General features: G+C 42.5%; 16 protein-coding genes and 1 pseudogene. 16 read left to right on the forward strand and 1 reads right to left on the reverse strand.

The window, feature by feature from the left end; genetic code table 11:
- Nucleotides 1-87: 87 nt before the first annotated feature.
- The 10 genes and pseudogenes from VF724_RS17000 to VF724_RS17045 form a co-directional block, all read left to right on the forward strand.
- Nucleotides 88-432, forward strand: a pseudogene (locus VF724_RS17000) (DUF5704 domain-containing protein); the annotation flags it as partial.
- An 81-nt stretch (nucleotides 433-513) separates the two neighbouring features.
- Nucleotides 514-792: a hypothetical protein gene (locus tag VF724_RS17005; RefSeq protein ID WP_371755435.1), complete on the forward strand. Its 279-nt coding sequence runs from the start codon at nucleotides 514-516 to the stop codon at nucleotides 790-792.
- Nucleotides 793-892: 100 nt separating this feature from the next.
- The gene (locus VF724_RS17010; RefSeq protein WP_371755436.1) at nucleotides 893-1,213 is read left to right on the forward strand and encodes a DUF4259 domain-containing protein; all 321 of its coding nucleotides are present in this window, start codon (nucleotides 893-895) and stop codon (nucleotides 1,211-1,213) included.
- Between the two features lie 414 nt (nucleotides 1,214-1,627).
- On the forward strand, nucleotides 1,628-1,930 hold the full coding sequence (locus VF724_RS17015) for a DUF7678 domain-containing protein (protein ID WP_371755437.1): 303 nt from the start codon (nucleotides 1,628-1,630) through the stop codon (nucleotides 1,928-1,930).
- A gap of 91 nt (nucleotides 1,931-2,021) precedes the next feature.
- Nucleotides 2,022-2,351, forward strand: coding sequence for a hypothetical protein (locus tag VF724_RS17020; protein ID WP_371755438.1), 330 nt, complete (start codon nucleotides 2,022-2,024; stop codon nucleotides 2,349-2,351).
- Between the two features lie 97 nt (nucleotides 2,352-2,448).
- The gene (locus VF724_RS17025; protein ID WP_371755439.1) at nucleotides 2,449-2,769 is read left to right on the forward strand and encodes a DUF7678 domain-containing protein; all 321 of its coding nucleotides are present in this window, start codon (nucleotides 2,449-2,451) and stop codon (nucleotides 2,767-2,769) included.
- 275 nt (nucleotides 2,770-3,044) lie between these two features.
- Nucleotides 3,045-3,878: an adenine nucleotide alpha hydrolase family protein gene (locus tag VF724_RS17030; RefSeq protein ID WP_371755440.1), complete on the forward strand. Its 834-nt coding sequence runs from the start codon at nucleotides 3,045-3,047 to the stop codon at nucleotides 3,876-3,878.
- A 346-nt stretch (nucleotides 3,879-4,224) separates the two neighbouring features.
- Nucleotides 4,225-4,500, forward strand: a complete 276-nt coding sequence (locus VF724_RS17035; RefSeq protein WP_371755441.1) for a hypothetical protein — start codon at nucleotides 4,225-4,227, stop codon at nucleotides 4,498-4,500.
- Between the two features lie 551 nt (nucleotides 4,501-5,051).
- The gene (locus tag VF724_RS17040) at nucleotides 5,052-5,237 is read left to right on the forward strand and encodes a hypothetical protein (RefSeq protein WP_371755442.1); all 186 of its coding nucleotides are present in this window, start codon (nucleotides 5,052-5,054) and stop codon (nucleotides 5,235-5,237) included.
- Nucleotides 5,238-5,307: 70 nt separating this feature from the next.
- Nucleotides 5,308-6,321 carry a tyrosine-type recombinase/integrase gene (locus tag VF724_RS17045; RefSeq protein WP_371755443.1) on the forward strand — a complete coding sequence of 338 codons (1,014 nt, stop codon included), beginning with the start codon at nucleotides 5,308-5,310 and terminating at the stop codon, nucleotides 6,319-6,321.
- A 334-nt stretch (nucleotides 6,322-6,655) separates the two neighbouring features.
- Here the strand turns inward: VF724_RS17045 and VF724_RS17050 are convergent, their stop codons facing one another.
- Nucleotides 6,656-7,546, reverse strand: a complete 891-nt coding sequence (locus VF724_RS17050) for an IS1595 family transposase (protein WP_371755444.1) — start codon at nucleotides 7,544-7,546, stop codon at nucleotides 6,656-6,658.
- A 248-nt stretch (nucleotides 7,547-7,794) separates the two neighbouring features.
- Here VF724_RS17050 and VF724_RS17055 point away from each other — a divergent pair, with 248 nt between their 5' ends.
- From VF724_RS17055 to VF724_RS17080, 6 genes are all read left to right on the forward strand, one after another.
- A complete protein-coding gene (locus VF724_RS17055; protein ID WP_371755445.1) occupies nucleotides 7,795-8,679 on the forward strand; it encodes a DUF4007 family protein in 885 nt (294 codons plus the stop codon).
- Entirely contained in the window at nucleotides 8,676-12,116 is a 3,441-nt protein-coding gene (locus VF724_RS17060) for a hypothetical protein (RefSeq protein ID WP_371755446.1), read from the forward strand. Before VF724_RS17055 ends, VF724_RS17060 begins: the two co-directional genes overlap by 4 nt.
- A gap of 23 nt (nucleotides 12,117-12,139) precedes the next feature.
- A complete protein-coding gene (locus tag VF724_RS17065; RefSeq protein ID WP_371755447.1) occupies nucleotides 12,140-12,937 on the forward strand; it encodes a phosphoadenosine phosphosulfate reductase domain-containing protein in 798 nt (265 codons plus the stop codon).
- Nucleotides 12,938-13,103: 166 nt separating this feature from the next.
- On the forward strand, nucleotides 13,104-14,951 hold the full coding sequence (locus VF724_RS17070; RefSeq protein WP_371755448.1) for a hypothetical protein: 1,848 nt from the start codon (nucleotides 13,104-13,106) through the stop codon (nucleotides 14,949-14,951).
- Nucleotides 14,951-16,501 (forward strand): methylation-associated defense system protein MAD7 family protein, encoded by a 1,551-nt coding sequence (locus VF724_RS17075; RefSeq protein WP_371755449.1) that lies wholly within the window; start codon nucleotides 14,951-14,953, stop codon nucleotides 16,499-16,501. Before VF724_RS17070 ends, VF724_RS17075 begins: the two co-directional genes overlap by 1 nt.
- A gap of 1 nt (nucleotide 16,502) precedes the next feature.
- Complete coding sequence (locus VF724_RS17080) at nucleotides 16,503-21,764, forward strand: FtsK/SpoIIIE domain-containing protein (protein ID WP_371755450.1); 5,262 nt, start codon at nucleotides 16,503-16,505, stop codon at nucleotides 21,762-21,764.
- Nucleotides 21,765-22,242 lie beyond the last annotated feature (478 nt).

Here is a 22,242-nt window from a genome sequence, read left to right on the forward strand (position 1 = left end):
TGGAACGCCGTATGATGGGAAACTGTCACGTACGGTGTGAAGCGGGGGAAAAGAGCTCCTACTGATCATCAGAGGATGACTCTCACCTATCGCTATTACAGCTTGCCCGCAGCGCCGTATGTCGTACCGAAAGGATTCAACCTGGCCGAGTACGGTCGCACGAATCGGCTGGATGACCATTCGCCGATCTTTCTGAAAGACGGATATATCATCGTTAACTTTAACATTGAAACGATCCGCAACCGGGACATGAACAACCCGCACTTGCAGTACATCTACGGACCGCTGAGCAACCAGTGGCAGAAGGAAGGTTTTCAGCGCAGTTTTATCGATCCGTACGGCGTGACGTTCCAATTGAAGGACGGCGATATCGTATTTTATCATGCAGACCTTTCTTCTTACGATGACTTCGGCACAGGCGGAACGCATTAATATTTGTATCGCTTCATCGTCGGAAAAGGACTCCTGAGTGCGTGTGCAGGGGTCCTTTTCGAGTTCATCGGAGGTATGCGTATGTACGCAATCACATCCGGCGGCGGATGCTTTTGTCCGACCCAGCCGCCAGTTTGCTATGGAATTGGTTTGTCGGAGGAGGGAGAAATGATGCCGTCGCTGGAACTGGTGGGCAAACAAAAGAACGGCTTCGGCGATACCATCTATTATATTCGCGATCAAAACGGAACAACGAACATGATTCATGAAAGCCGCCTTTCAGACTTTTTGAAAAAAAACGGTGTATCGGTTCTCAAAGAAGGGGATCCATTCAAGTATTCAACCGGAAAGAACAAGTAATTTGCAAAATCGGCTTGCAACAACTTGCGGACAGAGTTATCTTCGACACCAGTCCAGCCGAGCGATTGGAAAACGAAAAAAAGAAAGGACTGTGATAGGGATGGGTGCATGGGGTTTTGGCATTTTCGACAATGATGATGCGCTAGATATTCGGGACCGTTTCCGCCGGTTTGTCCGGGATGGATTGCCCATGGAGGAAGTAACAAGGCAGTGTATAGCGGATTTTCCAGATCCTATGAACGATGTTTCCGTCGTTTTGGCTCTGGCCGCTTTGCAAATGGAACAAAACAAATTGCAACCGGAAATAAAAAAGCGTGCTCTGGCTTTGATTGTAGAGCGAAAAGACATCGCAACCTGGGTTGACCAAGAGAAACGAATTCAGGAACTGGAAGCGTTCAAGCAAAAGCTGCTCCGATTTTAGTTTGATCACAAGTTACGGATGGAGGTAAGCAGCGTGTTCAAATGTTCTTGCGGCGGATTTTTCCATGTTATCTGGGTCGAAGAGTATCCGAAGCATTTGAGCGGATTTGAAAAGCTGAATTACATGCGCAAATGTACGGTGAAGTGTGACAAATGCGGAACAATCCGAAAAAATCAGCCCTACGATTAAGAAGGATCGGTGCAAATAGTTGTGTCCTTTTCGAGGAGGATATGGCAATGCGTGTCTCAACCAAGATGACGAACGGAGTGGCGAGATTGATGTCATCAAATCGGAGGAGTATCCGAGATAGTTAAGCATCAACGAAAAGTTGAATGCTCCTGGCTCATGTATGGTCAAACATCATAGCGGTCCGATCAAAGAATAGGTACAAATGGAATTTGTGGAGGGATGATCATGTCATTTCAGGAGAAAGGTCCGTGGTTCATGGGCCGGTTGTTCGAAGGGGAAGTGGATGGCTATTTTGTTCAGGCGCAGGTATTTTCGGAACCATCCCCATACGGGATTGCCGAAGGGCGGATTAGCCGCCTGATTGTATACCCGGATCGTTCAGCCGGATTCCACCGCAATCTGGCCAACTACGACCGGGGATGGGATGGCGGTCCGCCGAACGATACCCGTATCCGTACGGTGGTGGAGAAAACGGTGCGGCATTTTGACGGGAAAAACGTCGACTGGTCGTTCGAGGCGCGGCGATAAAAAAGAAGCCGTGACTTGCGCGAAACGACTTGCCATACTGAGTGCAGCAGAGGTAAGATCGACACACCTTTTGTAGAAGGGAGAAATGAGTGTGGACGGTGTACCTCCATGGTTGATCAAGGCATTCCGAAATCGCGTAGATGATCTAGGCCAACGTATGAATAGCCATCCAAGAAATAAGAAGGCATGGAAACAGGCTTCCGTGTTGTTTGAATTGCTCCAGAAGACCTTTTCCGGTGAACAGCGGCAAATGTTCAGCGAATGGGAGGATCACTTGGCGCTGCAGGAGTCCATAGAAAAAGAGGAGATGTACGTACGCGGATTTCTGGATGGATTTCACATGTATGCCTGTCTGGATGAATTGATTGGTCAGATGCCTATAAGCGAACGATTCGGAAAATCGGATAACCCCCATAATTGACGATTGTTGTTCTGCCCGCCAAGATTTTGGCGGGTATTTTTCTGCCTGGATAAGGAATCTGTAAAACGAATGAATGGAGATGAAAGGAGTAACGGAAATGCCGATTAAGGTGATGTGCTCGTGGGGCTTGGGAATGTGTTATGAAGGTGAAATCAACGGTTACCGCATTCATGCGCAGGTAATGGAACATCCATTCGCGCAAGGAATTGCTGAGGGACGGATTGTCCAATTTTATGTGAGCAAAACCGGCCTGTTCAGTCTTAGGGATTGCGAGCTTTCCTACAATCGGGAATGGGACAGTCCGCCTCCTTCTGGAGCGCTCCGTTCCGTCGTGGAGCAAGCCGTTCGGCAGATCGATGGCAAGCAAGTGGACTGGGATGATGAAAAGCGACGATATGAAGCAAGCTTGCGCGGATGAAGTTCGGTCATCATTACTGATGGTTGCGTTTTGTATGCTCATTATCTAAAACAATTCGACAGCGGAGGGAGGAACATCCGCCGGATTTATGATAACGGCATTCCAAGCTAATAATCGCGAAGGTACAGAAATGTGCCTTCTTTTTGTTTTCATGCAACTTTACGCTTGCACAGTTAAGAAAAGAGCCTCTCTGAAATGACAACACCCCACTTTTTCGTAGGAATGGGGTGACTATGGTTGTTTTGTAGATGTGTGAACGAGCGAGGAGGGGTTGTATGTCGTCATATACCGTCATTAGCCTTGGAGCCGGGGTACAAAGCACGACGATGTTGCTTATGGCGCTTCATGGAGAGTTTGACCGGATACCGGACTGCGCCATTTTTGCCGATACGGGGGCGGAGCCGGAGCGGGTGTATAGACATCTGGAATGGCTGGAAGAAGTGGCTGGTCGCCACCGTTTTTCGATTTATCGCGCCAAAGCTGGCAATTTGATGGAGGATCTTCGGCAGGCAGCATCCGGTCAACGAAACCGGATTGCAAATCCGCCATTTTATGTAAAAGGCGGGGTGTTGGAGAAGCCGGAAGCGATGGGAGCGCTCATGCGCAAATGCACCCGGGAGTATAAAATCGATTGCATAATCCGCGCCATCCGCGAGCGGCTTCTCGGACTTAGGCCACGTCAGCATGTGCTGAAAGGAACGCAGGTTGAACAATGGATCGGTATTTCGCTGGACGAAGCGATGCGAGTCAAGCCTTCGAGACACAAATATATTTTCAACCGCTGGCCGCTCATCGAAAAGGAGATGACCCGAGCGGACTGTCTGGAATGGCTGGCGAAGAACGGGTATCCGGAACCACCGAAATCCGCCTGCCTGTTCTGTCCATACCATTCGGACGCAGTATGGCAAGAGATCAAAATGCAAAGCCCGAAGGAATGGCAGCAAGTAGTCGAGTTAGATCGAGCAATCCGAACCAGCTTGCCGAAGGTCAGAGGACAGGTGTACTTGCATCGTTCGCTGCAACCGCTCGACGAGGTGGAGTTTAATTTGCATCACTCAGACAACCAGTCACGTTTTGAAAACGAATGTGAAGGGATGTGCGGGGTATAGCACCTGCATGCTGCTTGTTGTGGGAACTTCTTTCAAATAGGCCGATCCTGTGCGGCAGAATTTGAGGTGGAAGGAATGACAAGAATTCCGTTTACTTGTTTAAAGTGTGGGAAGACGATTGAAATTGTTCCTGAGATTTATGTCCGAATCTACAAGGGGCACGATCATTGCTTGTCTTGTCGAAACAAATAAAAGGACTTTAAAGAATTAGTACCTCTTACAGAACGGGCAAACGAGATTGAAGGCGGCGGCATAAATGACTTGATTTAACGGCTGGGCAGAGTTACCATCGACACACTCAATCAAGAAGAATAGGTGTGTTGGAATGGAACCCGAGCTCATCAGGATGTTACGACGACGGTTTGATTTATGGGAGCGGCAAATCAAGGTTCATCCCGTAGTCCAGCAGGAATATCGAAAAATCGAATCCTGCATGGAACAGTTGAAGCACACACTAACTCCCGAACAGCTCAAGTTGGTGTCGGAATGGGAGGAGCGCAGCAATTGGATTCAAGCAAAGGAAAAAGAAAGGCTGTTTTATCAAGGGATCATAGAGGGGCTGCAGCTTTGGACGACTATTAATGGAGCTGGACAGATTCCACTGCCTGTCTGTGAAGAATAGCTTGAAAATTTATTGTTTGATCTAAATGATTGTAAAGGTACAGAAAAGTGCCTTCTTTTTATCATCCATGCCGACTGGACGAAAGAATGGACATGGGGTTATGTTTCAGCGGAATTAGCAGTTCGGTAGCAACATGGCATTTCGATGAATGTTGTAATGTGAATCAAACCGTCACGGCAGGAATAATCACCAACCGCTGGATGCTCATCGACAAGGAAATGACAATGGTGAACTTTCGTCTGCCTATTCTGTCTATACATTCGGACTTGCGTGGCAAAAGATTGAAACGTACGTTCGGAATAGTGGTAGGGGTGATCGAGTAGGTTGTCCGCTGCATTGTGAAAAAGAAGTACTGGGATTTCGGGTTAGAACGAGTCGCGGAAATTGTCCGAAAAAACGGGCAGTGGTATGGCGACCATAGTAAATTGGTCACGTCCGAGCAAGGGAAACACTGCTTTCGCTGGTTCAATAGTTTACTTTCATATATGCATATGGAACAGTTGAGCCGTCCCTTGGGGCGGCTTTGTTGTTCTTAAATGGAAGGTGACTCGATGAGTAAACGTTTCGAATGCGAGTTGGAAACAGCAGGGTATCGCCTGAAAGTATCGGTTTTCTCAGAGCGCAGATCGGCAGTGGAGGTGATGGCGCGGCAGCGGGCTGTTCAACTGCTCAAAGAAATGTACGGGCTGAACAGAAGAGCAGCAGATTTGAATGTCATCACGATACAAGAAAAATGAATCTTTCATTTATATATATGTCGAAAAGAGATGGGATCGATAAATAATATATGGATAGGAGTGAATTGAAATGACGGGAAACTTGGTGTCTTTTCCGAAAGAGCAGTCGAAGATGCCGAGAAGAAAAAATAACATTTTAATCGAAATGGATTCCTACAAAGGAACCGGAGCAAAGCTGAGTTGGGACGAGGCAGTCGAGATCTACCTTCGAGCCAAACGGGCGGAAACGTCCTCGGGAAGAACCGTTCAATATGAACAGGACAACTTGAACAGCTACAAAAAAATCATGATGGAGCAAGAGGTTGAGCCGAGTGTTGAGGAAGTTACGGTTGAAATCATTCGCAAGCATTTTGTCATGTACATGGCGGAAACCAAGGGCTATGCACTCAATACGATTAATAACCGGATCAAGACGCTCAAGAGATTTTTTTCGTTCCTTCAGCGGGAAGGATGGATCGTGAAAAATCCGACCACGTTATTGAAAACGCGAAGCGGTCAGCAGGCGACCATTTATTCGTTGACGGAAGAACAGATTCTGGCTTTGCTGGCTCAACCGAATAAGAACACTTTTACAGGGTTCAGAGATCATACGATGCTTATGCTGATGTTGGATACGGGACTTCGGCTGGGGGAGATTATTCAATTGAAATTGAGCCAGCTGGATATGAAGCAGTGTTTTTTACTCGGAGTGATCGGAAAAAGCCGGAGGCCGCGGGACGTTCCTTTCAGCGACGAAGCAAGAAAAGCGCTAACGAAATATTTACAGATTAGAGGCTCGCTTTCTTCCGATTATATGTTTGTTACGATTGATGGGGAACGGCTGAAAATCCGAACCGTACAGGAAATCATCAGCAATTACGGGGAAAAAGCCAACATACAGGGAGTAAGAGTCAGCCCGCATACGTTGCGCCATACGTTTGCCAAACTGTATATCTTTAACGGTGGCGATCCCTATAGTTTGCAGGAGATTTTAGGTCACACGACGCAGGACATGGTGAAACGATACGTGAACCTGTGGAAACCGGAAAAGAAGATGCAGCACACAAAAGCGTCGCCGCTTCGAAATCTGTTTCGCAAAAACTGACAAGGAACTAATCGGATTCAGTGAAGTTAAAAGCACGATTCGAGAGTCTTTAAACCAAAAGAACAACTACCTAAGGTTTACTCTCTGTTGCTTTAGATGGTTGTTTTTTTGGTAACAAAAAATCTATTTACAGAACAATGATAAATATTCTTCTGTTTATAGGTATTAATTATTAATGATGCGAATGCTAGTATTTTGGCCTTGTAATAATGTGTACTGAGAGTTACGATAGAGCACACCAATTTCACAAAGGAGAGGGATATTGATGAATTTTGTAGAATTGTATATAGTAGTAGAGAATGAACGGAACTTATGTTCTGACTATGCACATACCTCAGGAGATTGGATGGGGTGACGATAAAACACAAACATTCAGCAATCTATCGAAGATTTCTTTCGGATTAAAGCGGCGATTAAACCGAAAACAAAATTCGTCAAAATAAGATTGCAGATATCGGGATCCCAAGCCGTGGTAAGTGCCTTGTATATATGCCTTAACGTTTCCGATGATGATATGCAGCATCTTCAAAAAGTCATCTTTATCTTCCTTGTAGTACGCTTTCGCATCATGAAAGAAACCCTCTTCTGCCAATGGTTTATAAGAGCTATGGCCGTCCGATACAATCGTGCTGCCTGGCTTGACACATTTCTTTGCTACGCGCTTGATCTCTTCGATGGTAACACTGTCAATGGCTTCGATTCTCAAATATTCGGGATGATTTAAGCCATCTTTAGATAAAGCGATAACAGCTTTGGATTTATCGCTTCCGCGGCCAGCTTTGCCCTTGCGAGGAGCTCCAAAGTAAGCGTCATCCATCTCCACTACGCCAGAGAGCATGTAACTCGAGTCTCTGTCTTTCATCGCTGCTCGAATTTTTCGCAGCATGTTGAAAGCAGTGCGGTAGTTCAGTCCGAGTACATCGGAAAGAGATAAGGCCGACTTACCACGTTTGTCATGGGCAACGAGATAAATGGCCCAGAACCATACAGTCAACGACTGCTTAGTCTTGTGAAAAAGCGTTCCGGCTGTGATGGACGCTTGGTAGTGGCATTTACGGCATTCGAAAAGCTGGCGAGTCCGAAGATAGTAATGTTCGTTATGATTACATTTCAAACAGGAAAATCCATTTTTCCAACGCTTGCTCATGATGTAATCGGCACAAGCTTCTTCTGTACCAAAATATTTTTGAAAATCCAACAACGACATCGACTCTGCTTTAGCCATTTTAACCCCAATCCGAACAAATGTTTGTATATTTATGATACCATACAAATGTTCGCATTTGAAGAGCTTACTGAGCAGAGTGCATAATCAGAACTTATGTTCGTACCTTTGTGTTTGTTGAATCACTAGACATTGTACAACTTCGAACAAAAACTTATTGACAGTTCAAATTACAGTGATTTATTAAAAACCGTGAATATGATATATTAAATCTGGAAGGTAGTCTCCAGAAATCGAGAGGTAGCAAAATGGGATACGGACAACACCAAAGTTTTTATTTGCGGATCAATTGGTTAAGAAAAGCGATCAATGAACTTAGAATAGATAATAAGTTTCTTTATCAAGATAGTGCAGCAGAACAAATAGGGCTAGGCAAAAATATGGTTCAATCGCTGCGATATTGGGTTGTAGCGACCGGAATCGTTAACATGAATAACAGAGCAGAGCATAATATTTCGCCATTCGGAAGAATAATGAGTGAGTATGACCCTTACATTGAAATCATTGATACAGCTAGTATAGTTCATTATCATTTGGTAGATGATAGAGAGCCTAGCACAGCTTGGTATTGGTATTTTAATATTTATGAGAAAAAGTCATCGTTGAAAGATGAGATTGTCAATGACTTCTTGTTTTGGTTGAAAAAAAACGAGCCTAAGAAGCCCTCGGCTAACTCTATAAAAAGAGATATCGACTGTTTGATTCGCTTGTATTGCGATAAAGGGAAAACAGACGATCCGGAAGAGGTTATTCAGAGTCCGCTTAGCGTGATCGGATTGTTACATGAAGAAAAATCGATTATTACGAAAAAAAACATGAAGTATTCCGATATTGGGCTTGCTGCGCTAATGTACACTTTGCTAGTTTATCAAAAACGTAAAGAACCTCAAGAAGGCAATGAAGAGAGTTTGCTCTCTGTTGAAGAGATTCAAAAGAAAGATTTTCTATGGGGCAAGGTATTCCATCTTCCAAGAAACGAGATTATCAAGGCTCTTGATGCATTGACTCATCATCCGTATAGCCCAATCACTTTTGATCGTACAAATCGATTGGATACTATTAGATTGCCAAAGATTGAGCCGCTTGTGTTCTTGGAAGAAGAATACAAGCGCATTAGAAGGGAACAGACATGATCAAGGAGAAGACATATTTTCAACCAAGTATAAACATTAGGTTCGATTTGGGAAAGTCGGTTTTATATGATCGTTATTTACCCACGCCTTCACATGTTGATTCTATAGTAGGGATACTGAAAGGAGTTCAAGGTGAAGGGAATCGATCTCATATTATTGTAGGATCATATGGGTCAGGGAAATCCCTGTTAGGAACTATATTAGCAGGTGTTCTTTCAAATGACTTGGAAGATAGATTTTTCTATCCATTATTGAACAAATTTCAAACAATCGATGATCAAATTCATAAGCTTTTGCTTGATATAAAAGAAAAAAACAAAACATATATTCCTGTTGTATTAAGCGGCGAGGAACCAAATTTTAAACGAAGTCTCTTATCAGCTCTTTATACGGCTTTATGCGAGAGGAATCTTGATTTTACACAGCCGATCATTGTATCAGATATTTTGAGCATTGTAGATACATGGAAGAAAAAATATAAGTCTACATATGATGAATTTCTCGTTTTATTGAAAAAGAAGACATGGACGATTGAAACATGGCGAAAAGATATTGAAAAAGTAAACGTAAAGGCCATCGATTGGTTTAAAAAGACGTATCCGGCACTTACCTCAGGTTCGAAGCTAAGCCTTAACTTTGACAAAGATTTAACCACGCAACTGGAATATATAACAGAAGAACTTCGAGTGCGGAATCTTGGTTTGTTTATTATTTATGATGAGTTTGGCCGTTTTTTGCAGACTCTTCCCTCAACTGCCATTCATGAAACAATGCAGGAATTGCAGGACTTAGCGGAGTTTTCGAATTCAGATAAGGGTAGTAACTTTAATGTGTTGTTAATCACGCATCGTAACTTAGCACAGTATGCATTGCGATACAGTGATGATCTGCAAAAAGAATTTCAGCGAATCGAAAAACGCTATAATACGTACTATACGAAATCCGATCCGGCGACATTTATTCGTTTAGCAAGTTTCGTTACAAGAGAGTATCGCGAAGCTAATAACATACTTTCTGATGAATTTGTTAAAGAGTTGCGATATTTCAATTTGTTTCCGGATTTAAATATGTTTGAAATCGATTCGCTAGTGATAAAGGAATCTTATCCATTGCATCCGGTTTCCTTATATGTACTACCGCCACTAGCCAATATTATCGCACAAAATGAAAGGACTTTGTTTACTTTCTTAGAAAGCGACGAGCGCGGAGGGCTTAAGTCTTACTACGAGCAGCATAAGGATTGGTACCGAATCGATACTGTTTTTGATTATTTTGAACCCTCATTCAGTGAATTTGAGCCGGATTCGCTAATTGGACAGGCATATACATTGTATCAGCGTTTGCAGAAGAGAATGACTCAATCCCAGACCCATGAAGATGAATTAAAAATAATCAAACTTTTGACTATATGGAATATGGCGGCTTTGTACGCACAGCAAGATCCGAACGAAGACTTTATTTCGTTTGCTTTATCTTGGAAGAATGATTATACGAAGCGAATATTAGAAAACCTTCAAACAAAAAAGGCTATCCGTTATAATAATACCTTGGATCATTGGGAGTTGTTTGAAGGCAGCAGCGTCGATATAGAAGCCGAAATTGAAAGCAGGTTACAGTTAAATCCACAAAGCAAGAGACAAAAAATGGAGTTACTTCATTCAGTGCTTCATCATAAGTATGTTTTACCCAAACAATATAACGATGATAAAAGTATCACCCGATTTGCGCCGATCATTCCTGTATATTATTCAGAGTTATTAGACCAGGAAACATTACAAACTGTCGTACTTATTCAGAGAGAATCAGATGCGGTGGTGTACTACGTTTTTAATGATACTAGGGATGAGCATCAGTCCATGCTAAAGGAATTGATGGAACGAAGCAATAATGAGGAGAAGTCACTCTACGTTGTTGCGAATGAGGACGTCTCTCCTGATCGTTATTTGGAGAAGTTAGCAATGATACACCTTATGCGAGAGGATAAGTACTTTACGAGTCAAGATAAATTTTTATCGGACGAGTTGGGTGCGCTTGTCAGGCAACTTAGTTATAAAATAAATGATACGCTTAAACCGATTACCCAGTTTCAAAATTGCACCTGGATTTATAGAGGTAACAGCTATACGTTATCAAATGGTATTGAGTTGAGTAAATTTTTGTCCAATGAGGTGATGGACAGAATTTATTGTAATACTCCAGAAATCAGAAACGAATCGTTTAATCGTAGAGCCATAACCAAAATACAAAAAAATGCGGCTATTGACGTACTTAATCAAATTCTTCATAGTCAAATTACCAATGAAATCGATATAAAAGGTTATGGCCCGGAATATCTTATTTACGCTACGGTAATCAAGAATAACAATATTAATTTTAGTAATCCTAACATAACAGACCAGGAGCATTTGCTTCAATTAAGAACCGAACTTTTAAGAATCCTCAACCAAAGAAGTGGAAGAGTTTCAGCGCTTGTAGATGTGTTTGAAAACCCACCTTTCGGTATAAGAAAACCTGTAGTTCCTTTGTTGCTTGCTTCATTGCTATACCATGAATGGAATTATATCATGTTTTACCATAATGGTATGTTCAACAACAAAGTAGATGCTGACTTGCTTTATTATATGATAGAAAATCCGGAACAATATTCATTCAAGTTTATACCTTTTGATCCAAATCAAAGTGTCATAACTAAAGCTATTAAGATAGTTTTTTCTGATTATATTCAAGAAGAGGACGAACGTCTTCACCCTGCTATTTTTACAAATCGTGTCTTGTTACGATGGTTGCGATCTCTCCCGCGCATTACCCAAAATACACAACAAACATCAGAGATTACGAATAAGGTGAAGGACTGTATTCGTGAGGGCGAGGTTCAACCCGATATTGCTTTAGAACGTTTGAATAAATTGTGTGATAATGATAATAAAATTAATGTGTTGAAAAAAGTAAGAATTGAATGTGAAGCTTATGACAAGCGGCATAAAGACGAAATTGAATTCAAGATTCTTCAAACGGCAGGTGCTGAGACTTTTAAGAAACTGCAAAAGTGGGCTCTTGAAAAGAGCATCATTGTTAAAGCAAGCAATCCTTTTGTAAAAGCACTTGTTATGTCAGATGAGTCAAATTGGGTGGATGAAATCTGTGAGAAGATCGTAGGGGTGAAAAGAGAGAATTGGTCTGACACGACAGACCAATTGTTCGTTACTCAGATTGACAGTAATCTTGAAAGCTTAAAAACTGGCATTGCGTCTGATTCTATTCTTGAAGTAAGGATTGGTGATGACGCAATTGTAGTTCCTAGAGTAGAATTATCACCCAAATCTCAATCGATACTTAATTCGACCAAAGCGAATATGATACAAATGACAAGAGGGGTTCCGAAAGCTGAACTACAACTTTTGTTATTAGAACTGTTAAAGGAGTTTTCGAAAGACTGATGATTAAAAGAGAGGTGATCTAAATGGGGAGAAAAATCAAGCATGTCGCTATGTTTAGTGGTGGAGCAGCCAGTGCTTACGTGGCATATCTTATGGTTCAAACATATGGAAAAGAAAATTGTCTGCTCTTTTTCACTGATACTTTATGGGAGCATCCGGATAACTATAGATTCATGTATGATGTAGCTGAGTACATTGGAATTGAATTTTTGCGTGTTATGGATGGACGTACACCCGAAGAGGTTTTTATGGAGACTCGCTTTCTTGGCAATTCTCGGCTAGCTAAATGTTCTTCTGAACTTAAAGTAAGGCAAACCACCATCTTCATTGAACAATTACGAATTGAGGGATACGAGCCCATTCTCTATTTTGGCATTGGACCACATGAAAAGCAGCGGCAGAAAAATCTAATAGACTTTTATGCTCATCAAGCACTCGAACCGGTTGAAACAAGATTTCCTCTAATTAATTCGATTTTGAATGATAAGGATCTAAAAAGTATTATCGAAAATGAGTGGAAAATTAAATTGCCGTTAATGTATGATGAAGGATTTTCTCATGCAAATTGTGGCGGTCGGTGTGTCCGCGGCGGATTAAATCATTATGAACATCTTTATAAAACTTGGCCAGATGTGTATAAGCAACAGGAAGAAATGGAGAATAGGCTCAGAGACATGCTCGGTAACGTTACGATATTAAAGAGAGATAGCCAACCTTTAACATTAAAACAATTTAGGGAAGAAATTGAGGCGGGCATGCGTGTTGAAGCTTCCAATCCAGCAGAGAACGATACAGTGCCCTGCGTATGTGTATTTAACTAGATTAATCGCTATTTTATGAGACCAGACTCTGCTTCTGGTCTTTTTTTACGGAATTTTTCGGAGGAAAAAGAGGAAGTATCTGGTGCGATGTAGAAACTGTAACCTAAGTACTATTATGTCGAAAGTTCGCCGATTCAGGCAGATTGATAATAAGGTGGAGGTTGAAATGACAACTTCTCATACTGGCTGGATTAATTTTTTGCGTCAATATGGCCCCATACCTCGTAACGATAACATGTACGATGAAACCATTCAGAGAATTGTTAACAAAAAGAATATCAGTCCTATTCTGATTGATGCCAAGTATCTTAAGGAATTAATAGAGAATTTTCGATCAGAGCAGCCGAAGTCAGTTGTCTTAACAGGCACGGCCGGTGATGGGAAAACGTATCATAGCCGCGAGGTTTGGTTGGACCTGGGCGGTACGTACGAGCAATGGGAAATGCCCGGAAATATAAAGACTCTCCCAATAGAAAGCCATAAAACGCTCTACGTCATCAAAGATTTAAGTGAATTGGAGAACCATGAGCGTGAGTATTTAGTCCTATTTGCGCAAGCAATAAAACATCAACGGTCTGATGTCGTATTCTTAATCGCAGCCAATGATGGACAACTTATAGAAGCTTTAAAGCAGATCGATGAGCATTCCGATGCAGTTGGAATTCGGAAAGTTATTGAAGAGATGTTGGTAACCGAACAAAAAGAACACACCGAGTATGGAGTGTACTTATATAATCTTAGTCGAATTAGTGCTGCATGGGCTTTGCCACAGGTTATTGATGCGGTAATGAATCATTCGGGATGGCAGGATTGTAATCATTGTCAGTATCGTGATCATGAAGATATCCACCAGCGGTGTCCAATTTGGGAAAATAAAAAGAGGCTTGAAGATGTTGATGGCACTAAAACGATACGAGATCGGTTGATTGATCTTCTTGAACTATGTGAAATCAATGGCATTCATTTGCCTATTCGTCAACTGCTGTTGCTTGTTTCCAATATGATTTTGGGGCATCCGGATGTCAAAGACAAATTGATGAGATGCCAAGACATTCCTGATATCATTGAAAAGAGAACTACCGTAAAAGCAAGCATATACCGTAATGTATTTGGAGAAAATCTGATCGAACGCCGGCGAGAAGCTACTGTTGTTTTCAATACGTTAGGTCGATTCGGTATTGGTAATGAAACAAGTAACAAAATTGATAATATATTGATCTTCGGCAACGATGATCCGGAATTAAAAGATCTATATCAAGAGTTAATGCTTTCGGACCCATATTATGGGGCGGATACTACTTTTAAAATACAACAAAAAGCTTATTTAGAAGGTATCGCGGAGGATGGAGGAGCCGAATTTTTAGATTTGGTTCGTTCGCAGCGGCAGAGATTGTTTTTTAGTATCCCACGCGATAAGGAGAATGAATTGAAGCTTTGGGAATTGACTACATTCCAATATGCAGGAGAGTTCTTAACCAAAGTATATCGAGCAGTTCATCAGGGAGCAAAGCCTCCTTCACAAATCTTGTCGCGACTTGTAAGGGGATTGAATCGTATATCCACGGGGCTATTAACGAGAACTCAAGATAAGTTGATTTTGGCGACCTCTGGAAGTCACTCTCAGGCGAAGGTAAGCAAAATATTTGAGAGTTTTATTTCGGTCATGCGCGATCGAGGAGAAAGTGTGCAGGTAAAAGCAGATCCATCTGGGCGGCTCAATTTGGAAGTCAGTTTATCTTCCGACCCTGCGATTCCTGTTGTGAAATTACATCTTCAATTAATCCGCTACGAGTTTTTATCGAGAGTGGCGGAAGGGGCTCTACCAGGGAGTTTTTCCCGTGAATGTTACGAAGACATCCTTGCATTTAAGAGTCGTCTGTTAAAGCAGCTTGATGAAAGAAGAAAACAAGAACAAGAGCAAGATGATTTCGAGATAAATGACATGTCTTTCCACATCATTAAGTTAAATGCGGAAGGAGTCCTGGATAAAAAGACGGTGGAGGTGCTATTCTGATGCGCGATATACTGCCACGTCCATCAAAGATTGATTCCGATATGTGGGTAGACGAGGCGATTTGGGGGCATCGTCTCTATGACGAGCAAACCCCATGGCTCTGCTTCATGGAATTTTTGAATGTGCTTAATTCCGAAATGGAGGCGGGACGTGCTTTTGTAGAGTCAGTTCCCAATACCTTGTCGTACTCTCCGCAGTCCAGACTGTACTTGCGAAATATACTATTTAATAATCCAAGAATGGCGGTCATTGAGAGACAGTATCGGAATGATAATCGTGCTCAGTGGGAACGTTGGAAAGAATCAATGAGCAATAGTGCCGGGATTCCGAGTCCTGATTATGCGTATTTGGAAGAACGGTTTCCATTATTTGAAGATTTCAAAGAAGTAGTTGATTTTTTGTGTGTATCTACTATTGAAGGGGAGAACAATAAACGCTGGAGTTCACAGTTTGTGTTTCCATTCGGACCTGATTGTTTATATGAGGATCTAAATGTACGCGAAAATAATAATACTTCACAAGATCGTAGATTTTTTGCGCGAACAGGAGAATTGCTTTATCTTATGTTATCGCGTAGCGGTAAGGGTGATGAATTACTGTCTCACTTGAAACTGCATGTCTTAAACAAGAATACGAAATTCAATCGTCTTGTAGCCGCGCTTCAACCTAAAGACGATCTTTCCCATTCAACTTTTACCAAGCGGGAGGGCACTTACCTTCCCTATCTGTCGCTTCCCGAATATGAAACGCTGGCAGAAGATTGGATTTGCTTATTTAGATGCAATATTCCTGCATATGATGTTATTCCGTATTTAATTAACATCATGGGATTGCATATGTTACTGTATAGCCTCAATAGAGCAAAAGAAATTCTGGGTCAAACTGATAAAGCCACTTTCGTTACGGAGATTGTCGCGCCTAAAAAAACAATCATTCGTGAACTTTCAGCTGACTCTTTTAGCGAAAACCACAATTTATCTCGTTTTGCCGTTGAACACTACGTTCGCAGCGTACGGGAGACAGATGAATGGAAAGTTGCGGTTCAAGCGAACGACATATTGGAATGTCGAGATATACTCAAGGAGAAATTTAAGTGGCCTAAAGAGAACAAAGAACAAGAGTTTGATTATATTGAAACTTCAGAGGAACTCTTTAGTACACTGTTTGAAAATGCAATTAATCGGCATAAACAGCATTTGAATAAGTTCCACAATGTATGGAGTAGGGAAATTGGCCTTTCGTCTCGTCGAGGTAGTCGCAGATCGCGTTATGCACCACAAGATTTGCTGTTAAAATCGTTAGTCCTGTGTGTCGTTCCCACACGAATGGAGTATCAGGAGTTTTTAGAAAACCTATATACGAGATATGGCCTTATTATAGGGGATAAGCAAGCTGGGGCTTATATTCATAATGGACGAGCTGATCAAGAGGCGTTCGCTGAGAACGCGGCAAGATTAGAGCAACGGTTAGCGAGTATGGGGTTGTTGAAAAGGCTGTCTGATGCCTGCGCTTACGTAGAAAATCCTTTTGCGACCCGGGAGGAAGGATAACATGAATGAAATTGAACTTATAGGACGGGTGGCGACAGAATATTTCAGAAACCATCTTCAGGATGATGCATTGGATAATCCTGATGGAGTGGCGAGATTTTTACTTGATCGTTTGACAGGCGAGGTCGTTTCGAAAATATGCCTGAGTATTTTACAAGATGCTCATTTGAGTGCCAAAGTACAGATTAAAGTTCCAAAACAACTGGTGGAAGGTTATGATTTGCCTGATGATGTGAAGACAGAGTATAAGACTACATACTGGAGAAATGCACCATGCGAAAAAGCAGCTCTTGTACTTGCAAATACCAATGACGACCAGGGGCCGTCATTACGTGAGATTACCACAATAGGAGCGGGGGATTTAAAGGGTGTCCCGAAGATTTGGGTGGAGAGCGCGAGTCAGGACTTATTGTTGACCGATGAACAAAAGGGATATTGGGAGAAAGCACTTAAAGGTTTGCAAGAAGCAAATGAATGCAGTTTAGAGCAGTTTAGCGCTTATGTTGTATGGACGCGTCGTATCATGCTTACTGAAGGGTTGCCGCTGGTTAACGCGCTTGGGTGGGCTTTTCCTGCTTTGCGTATCCCACGCGACTCAGGTTATTTTGAAGCTATCTCAAGTAAGATGCTCAATCATCTGTCCAAGTGGAAGAAGATGTTTCAGGACGCGTTCAGCAAACGTGCCTGTTATTTGATTAAGCAAAATCCCAATCGACAATTGTTGGAAAGCGAATACTTGGAAGATATATTTGAGAAGAAGAAAGTTGATATAGCCGTAGAACATCATTCAACTGTTGAAGCGTATATTGAGTCGAAAGCTGGTTGGTCAGACGCCTCGGCAGAACTTGCCGCATTAGAATGGGAAAGAGACAACATTTACTTGTTGTTTAATGATGTTAAATTATTGAAGGCTCACTTGGCTACTCGCACGCTTCAGCATTTTGAAGATGAGTTTGCCGGTGTGTTATCTGAGGCTGAGAAAAGCTATTTGCATACTTTGGAGAAGCGGAAGATTACAGAGGCCAATGAAGAAGACCGAGATTTTTATGAACAGCATCGTCAGGAGTTAGAACTTGAGCGGTCATTAAAATCGGATTGGGATAAATTCGTATATGGCAAACCAATTGAGTGTGACGACTTCTTTGTAGGGATACTTGAGGCAGTAGAACGGTTATTTGCTCAATGCGAAAACACGAGTGGAGCTAAGTCGTTAAAAATTAAAACAACCAAAGGGAACGGCAAGAAAACATGGTTTGAATTAAATGAAGATATTGCGATGTATTTTTGTATTGCGTACCGCGGAATTGAAAAATTGACTAATCGATATGTTCATTGGGAGACCAATCGATTGTTTCAATATGATGAATTAATTGAAAGCAAAACGGAACCCAAGAAAAACACATCGACATCAAGATCTGCTTTGCAAATTGGTTTTGATGTTGAACTACAATATGCTGATTTGGCAGGTAACAGACAAAAAAATGCGGTTCGTATCGTTTGGAAAGGAAATCCGGCTGCGATTGGGATGGAACTTTACGACGACTTGAAACGTTTATCGGCCAACAGCTTTTCTTACTCCAATGTCGGCAAAAATCCCATTAGTAAAAAAGGTAAAATTCAAAACATCTCTTTGAATGATGTGGGTACTTTACAAGCTGTATATGGGCAAGATCGCGGTTCGTTGATTAGTTCTTCTAAAAAGTCCGAGGATCTAAGTAAACGTTTTAAGAATAATCTCAAGAAGGCTCTGTCAGAGGGGCTGGTCACTCCAAAAGGCTTTGAAGAAATAGAAATGAAATGGGAAGCGTTTAGCGTCCTTTATTCCAAAGCGATTATAGATTGGAAGAATGAAGGGATTTCGGCAGATTCTTTACTTGAGCAGTGTCACGCTTATGACCAGTTGCTTCGTAGTTTGCAGCTTCATGCTCAAGGTGACGTAAACAGGATTGAATTGTGGCATCTTGTGATGAAAATAGGCAATGTGCAAGTCGAAGGAAAGAAACCAATCTCCATCGTTGCGCCGTGGCATCCGATGAGACTAGCGGCGAAGGCTATTAAAGCGCGGCAGGTTAGTGGCCTCATTAATCATATTCTTGTTTCCAATGAGGTGGATTTTGGAGATTCTAAATTGTTTTTCTCTGATTTGCGATCCGAACTCCAACATCCTTACTATCCTGAAGTTGCCGTAGGGTTTGAAGGTCAGCAAGCTCATTTATTAACTGTTTCTGATACAATCAATGATTACAGTTTGATGGAATACCCGGTAAAAGAAGTCGAAGGGCAGGATACGAATGAAGATCCGCGAGAAGCAAGTGCTAAAGTATTGTCGCTGGTAAAAAGATACTTGGATCTGCAGCCGCATGAACGAACAAATTTAAGTATCGTACTGTTTAACTGTGATTCGACTCGGTTGCCGGAAACGATAGTGGGAGCATTAACATCTTTGTATGATCGCGAAGATGAAGTTCGCTGTCAGATCATTTTACGACATCGTGATGCGGATAAACTGAACAACCTCTACATGAAGATGATTGAAGGTGACGATATTGGTCCGGACACGTTTGTTGCTAGCGAAGTTTCTCGCGATTTCATGGCAAGGTTACGGATCGAAGTCATGGCTGATGCGGCACCTTTATCGGATACAAAAGACGGAAAACCGGCAGACATTGTATTTTTGCAAGATGTAATTTCACGGCAAGCAAAGTTGGTTTGGGTGGAAGATCAAATTGTAAATACCCCAATGATTCAAGAGCATTATCCACCCCGGTGGGCAAGAAGGCGCTCTTCGGCCAAAGACGACTTGAAGTCAACCGTGTATTTAACTTGTCCAAGTCAACCGGCAGTTGGAGTTACTTATTTGGCCACTCTGTATTCCATGATCAATAGCATCGATCCAAAGGAAGGCATGGTCTATTTACCTGCGCGGCAAATTACGTTCCAAAACGAATATGTTCGTGGAATATTTGATGAAGCTCATTCCCTCGGTGAATGGGTTGTCAATTATGATGATTTACTTGAACGGAGGCAATTGAAGAACCAGGGAGTTAAGGTCATTAAGTATCAACATAGTCGAACACAAGGACCAAACCTGATTGTCTCCTCGCGATCAAAGCTAAATTTGCTTCAAGTTCTCGTGAAAAGAAGATTAGAGTCCTTGAACTTGGGGCTGGATGACGAAACATTATTTCAATTAACAGAAAAATTTATTGACGAAGCCAATGGCATTTCCGGAGATATTGTCTTACGTGCTGCTAAACGGGGGGTATTTGCTGGAGAGCTGATTGGTGTAGTTTTAAGTAAAATGCTACTCCAATCAGAGTTAAAGGCATCTTCGGTCGGATGGTTCTTTCTGGATGATTATGCCTCGTGGCTTGGTCAAAAAGAAGAGCAAATCGCTGATATTTTGGCGCTGTGCCCGAAAGTAAAAGATGGCCAGCCATATTTGCAAGTGCTTGTGTCAGAAGCTAAGTATGTGGAATCAAAAAGCGCGGCTGAAGCGAAGAAAAATTCGCAAAAGCAGCTCCGAGATACGATTGTGCGGATGGAAAATGCTATCTTTGGTAGCCCAGGCAGACTGGATAGAGATCTGTGGCTGTCCCGTTTAGGTGATATGCTTAATGACGGGCTGGAGTTTACACAGAATGAAGGATTATCTGTGGAACAATGGCGTGATGGCATTCGTAATGGTTCGATCCCAATCGAGGTAAGAGGATATTCTCATGTTTTCTTATATACTCCCTCGGATTCAACGATGGAAAGTGAACAATGGCCGATCCAAAATACAACTCATGGCTATCAGGAGGTGTATCCTCGTGAACTGGTCAGGGAACTTGTATTAGCTTTTCATCGTGGAGAATCGATCATCAACATCCGGGAAAAGATCGGCGATCAGCGGCCATGGGAAACCTTTCATGCACAGCTTCCTGCGAGAAGAGTAAACTTGATTACTCCCGAAGAAGAAGCAGTTGTACTTCCTGTTTTCGCTGTTCAGGATGCGCCACAAGCAACATCAGAGGAACATACAACGGAATTGGAACGATCTGTAGGGGATCAAGCGAAATCGGAAAAAGTCAGTGAAGATGCAGAGGTTACATGGGCAAGTAAACAATTGTCCGAGTGGATCATGAATCATTTATCGGCAGAAAGTGAAAACGAAGAAATAGAAAAATGGGTAAATCAAACCGTCACGGTGTTAAGAGGAGCGTTAATTAGCTATAATCTTCAAGCTAAAGTATTGGATCATCGTTTAACTCCAAACGCAGTAGTCATTAAACTTAAAGGATCGGATCAACTGCGTGTTGAAGACATAGAAAAGAAGAAGTCACAATTGCTAACTACTCATGCGCTTGACATCATTAACATTATGGCGCAGCCGGGTGAAATTGTTGTTTCGGTTGCACGGCCAAATCGGGAAACGATAACACTTGGTGACATCTGGAAGTGCCGAGCAGTACAGTCCAACATTTCTGAAATGAACATGAGCTTCGTTGTTGGAATTAAAGAGGTAGATGGAGAAATATTATATCTGAATCTTGGGGGACCATTCGAAAAGTTGGAGCAGCACGCTCCGCATACATTGATTGCTGGCGCAACAGGAAGCGGGAAGTCTGTGCTTCTGCAAAATTTGATTTTGGATATCTGTGTGACAAATTCACCGGCTCTGGCAAAGATCTACTTAATTGACCCTAAATTTGGTGTAGACTATCAACACCTCGAAGAACTGCCTCATTTGGCAGAAGGGATTATTATTGATCAGCAACGAGCAGTTAGTGTGCTCGAATTCCTCGTTGAGGAAATGGATCGAAGGTACTTGGCTTTCCGTGAGCAAAAAGTTAATAGTCTAAAAGATTTTAATGCTAAAGTATCTGCTGAGGAGAAGCTTCCGCTGTTATTCCTTATTCATGATGAATTTGCGGAGTGGATGCTTGTTGACACGTATAAAAGCGCAGTTTCATCTATCGTTCAACGGCTGGGTGTGAAAGCAAGAGCAGCAGGCATCCATCTTATTTTCGCCGCGCAACGTCCGGATGCGAATGTCTTGCCTGTGCAATTACGGGACAACCTTGGAAATCGTTTGATTTTACGTGTTGAAAGTGTAGGGACATCTGAAATTGCGCTCGGTGAGAAGGGTGCGGAGAAGTTACTCGGCAAAGGTCATCTTGTTGCGCGATTACAGGGTGAGCCCAATCTGATTTTTGGACAAGTTCCGTTTATTGCAAGTGAGGGCATTGCTGAGGTGACTGAATTGATCAAAAGGGCATAAGTTTCTTTTTAGGCGATTGAAATCGAGGAAACAAACGAAAGAGATACACGGGGAGATTCTTGATGGTTCGCTGGGCACTGGAGCGACTGACTTGTCAGCAGATGCCGCAACGAGGCGACAGGAAAGAAAATCACTGGGGAATTCCTGGTGATTCACTGGGGACTGGAGCGACTGACTTGTCAGCAGATGCCGCAACGAGGTGACAGGAAAGAAAATCACTGGGGAATTCCTGGTGATTCACTGGGGACTGGAGCGGCTGACTTGTCAGCAGGAGCTGTGGCGAGGTGGCAGGCTAGAAAAACGCTGGGGAATATCTGGCGGTTCACTGGGCACTGGAGAAGTTGACTTGTCAGCAGAAGCTGCGGCGAGATGGCAAGCTAGAAAAACGCTGGGGAAATCCTGGTGGTTCACTGGGCACTGAGCGGCTGACTTGTCAGCAGAAGCTGCAGCGAGATGGCAGGCAAGAAAACGCTGGGGA

The organism is Ferviditalea candida, from assembly GCF_035282765.1.
Classification (GTDB): domain Bacteria; phylum Bacillota; class Bacilli; order Paenibacillales; family KCTC-25726; genus Ferviditalea; species Ferviditalea candida.

Bases quoted from the DNA above. Each gene is read 5' to 3' on its own strand.
- VF724_RS17055 (WP_371755445.1), top strand. From the start codon at position 7,795: ATGGGATACGGACAACACCAAAGTTTTTATTTGCGGATCAATTGGTTA.
- VF724_RS17010 (WP_371755436.1), top strand. From the start codon at position 893: ATGGGTGCATGGGGTTTTGGCATTTTCGACAATGATGATGCGCTAGAT.
- VF724_RS17060 (WP_371755446.1), top strand. From the start codon at position 8,676: ATGATCAAGGAGAAGACATATTTTCAACCAAGTATAAACATTAGGTTC.
- VF724_RS17050 (WP_371755444.1), bottom strand. From the start codon at position 7,546: ATGGCTAAAGCAGAGTCGATGTCGTTGTTGGATTTTCAAAAATATTTT.
- VF724_RS17065 (WP_371755447.1), top strand. From the start codon at position 12,140: ATGGGGAGAAAAATCAAGCATGTCGCTATGTTTAGTGGTGGAGCAGCC.
- VF724_RS17035 (WP_371755441.1), top strand. From the start codon at position 4,225: ATGTTACGACGACGGTTTGATTTATGGGAGCGGCAAATCAAGGTTCAT.
- VF724_RS17080 (WP_371755450.1), top strand. From the start codon at position 16,503: ATGAATGAAATTGAACTTATAGGACGGGTGGCGACAGAATATTTCAGA.
- VF724_RS17030 (WP_371755440.1), top strand. From the start codon at position 3,045: ATGTCGTCATATACCGTCATTAGCCTTGGAGCCGGGGTACAAAGCACG.
- VF724_RS17040 (WP_371755442.1), top strand. From the start codon at position 5,052: ATGAGTAAACGTTTCGAATGCGAGTTGGAAACAGCAGGGTATCGCCTG.
- VF724_RS17075 (WP_371755449.1), top strand. From the start codon at position 14,951: ATGCGCGATATACTGCCACGTCCATCAAAGATTGATTCCGATATGTGG.
- VF724_RS17025 (WP_371755439.1), top strand. From the start codon at position 2,449: ATGCCGATTAAGGTGATGTGCTCGTGGGGCTTGGGAATGTGTTATGAA.
- VF724_RS17045 (WP_371755443.1), top strand. From the start codon at position 5,308: ATGACGGGAAACTTGGTGTCTTTTCCGAAAGAGCAGTCGAAGATGCCG.
- VF724_RS17015 (WP_371755437.1), top strand. From the start codon at position 1,628: ATGTCATTTCAGGAGAAAGGTCCGTGGTTCATGGGCCGGTTGTTCGAA.
- VF724_RS17005 (WP_371755435.1), top strand. From the start codon at position 514: ATGTACGCAATCACATCCGGCGGCGGATGCTTTTGTCCGACCCAGCCG.
- VF724_RS17070 (WP_371755448.1), top strand. From the start codon at position 13,104: ATGACAACTTCTCATACTGGCTGGATTAATTTTTTGCGTCAATATGGC.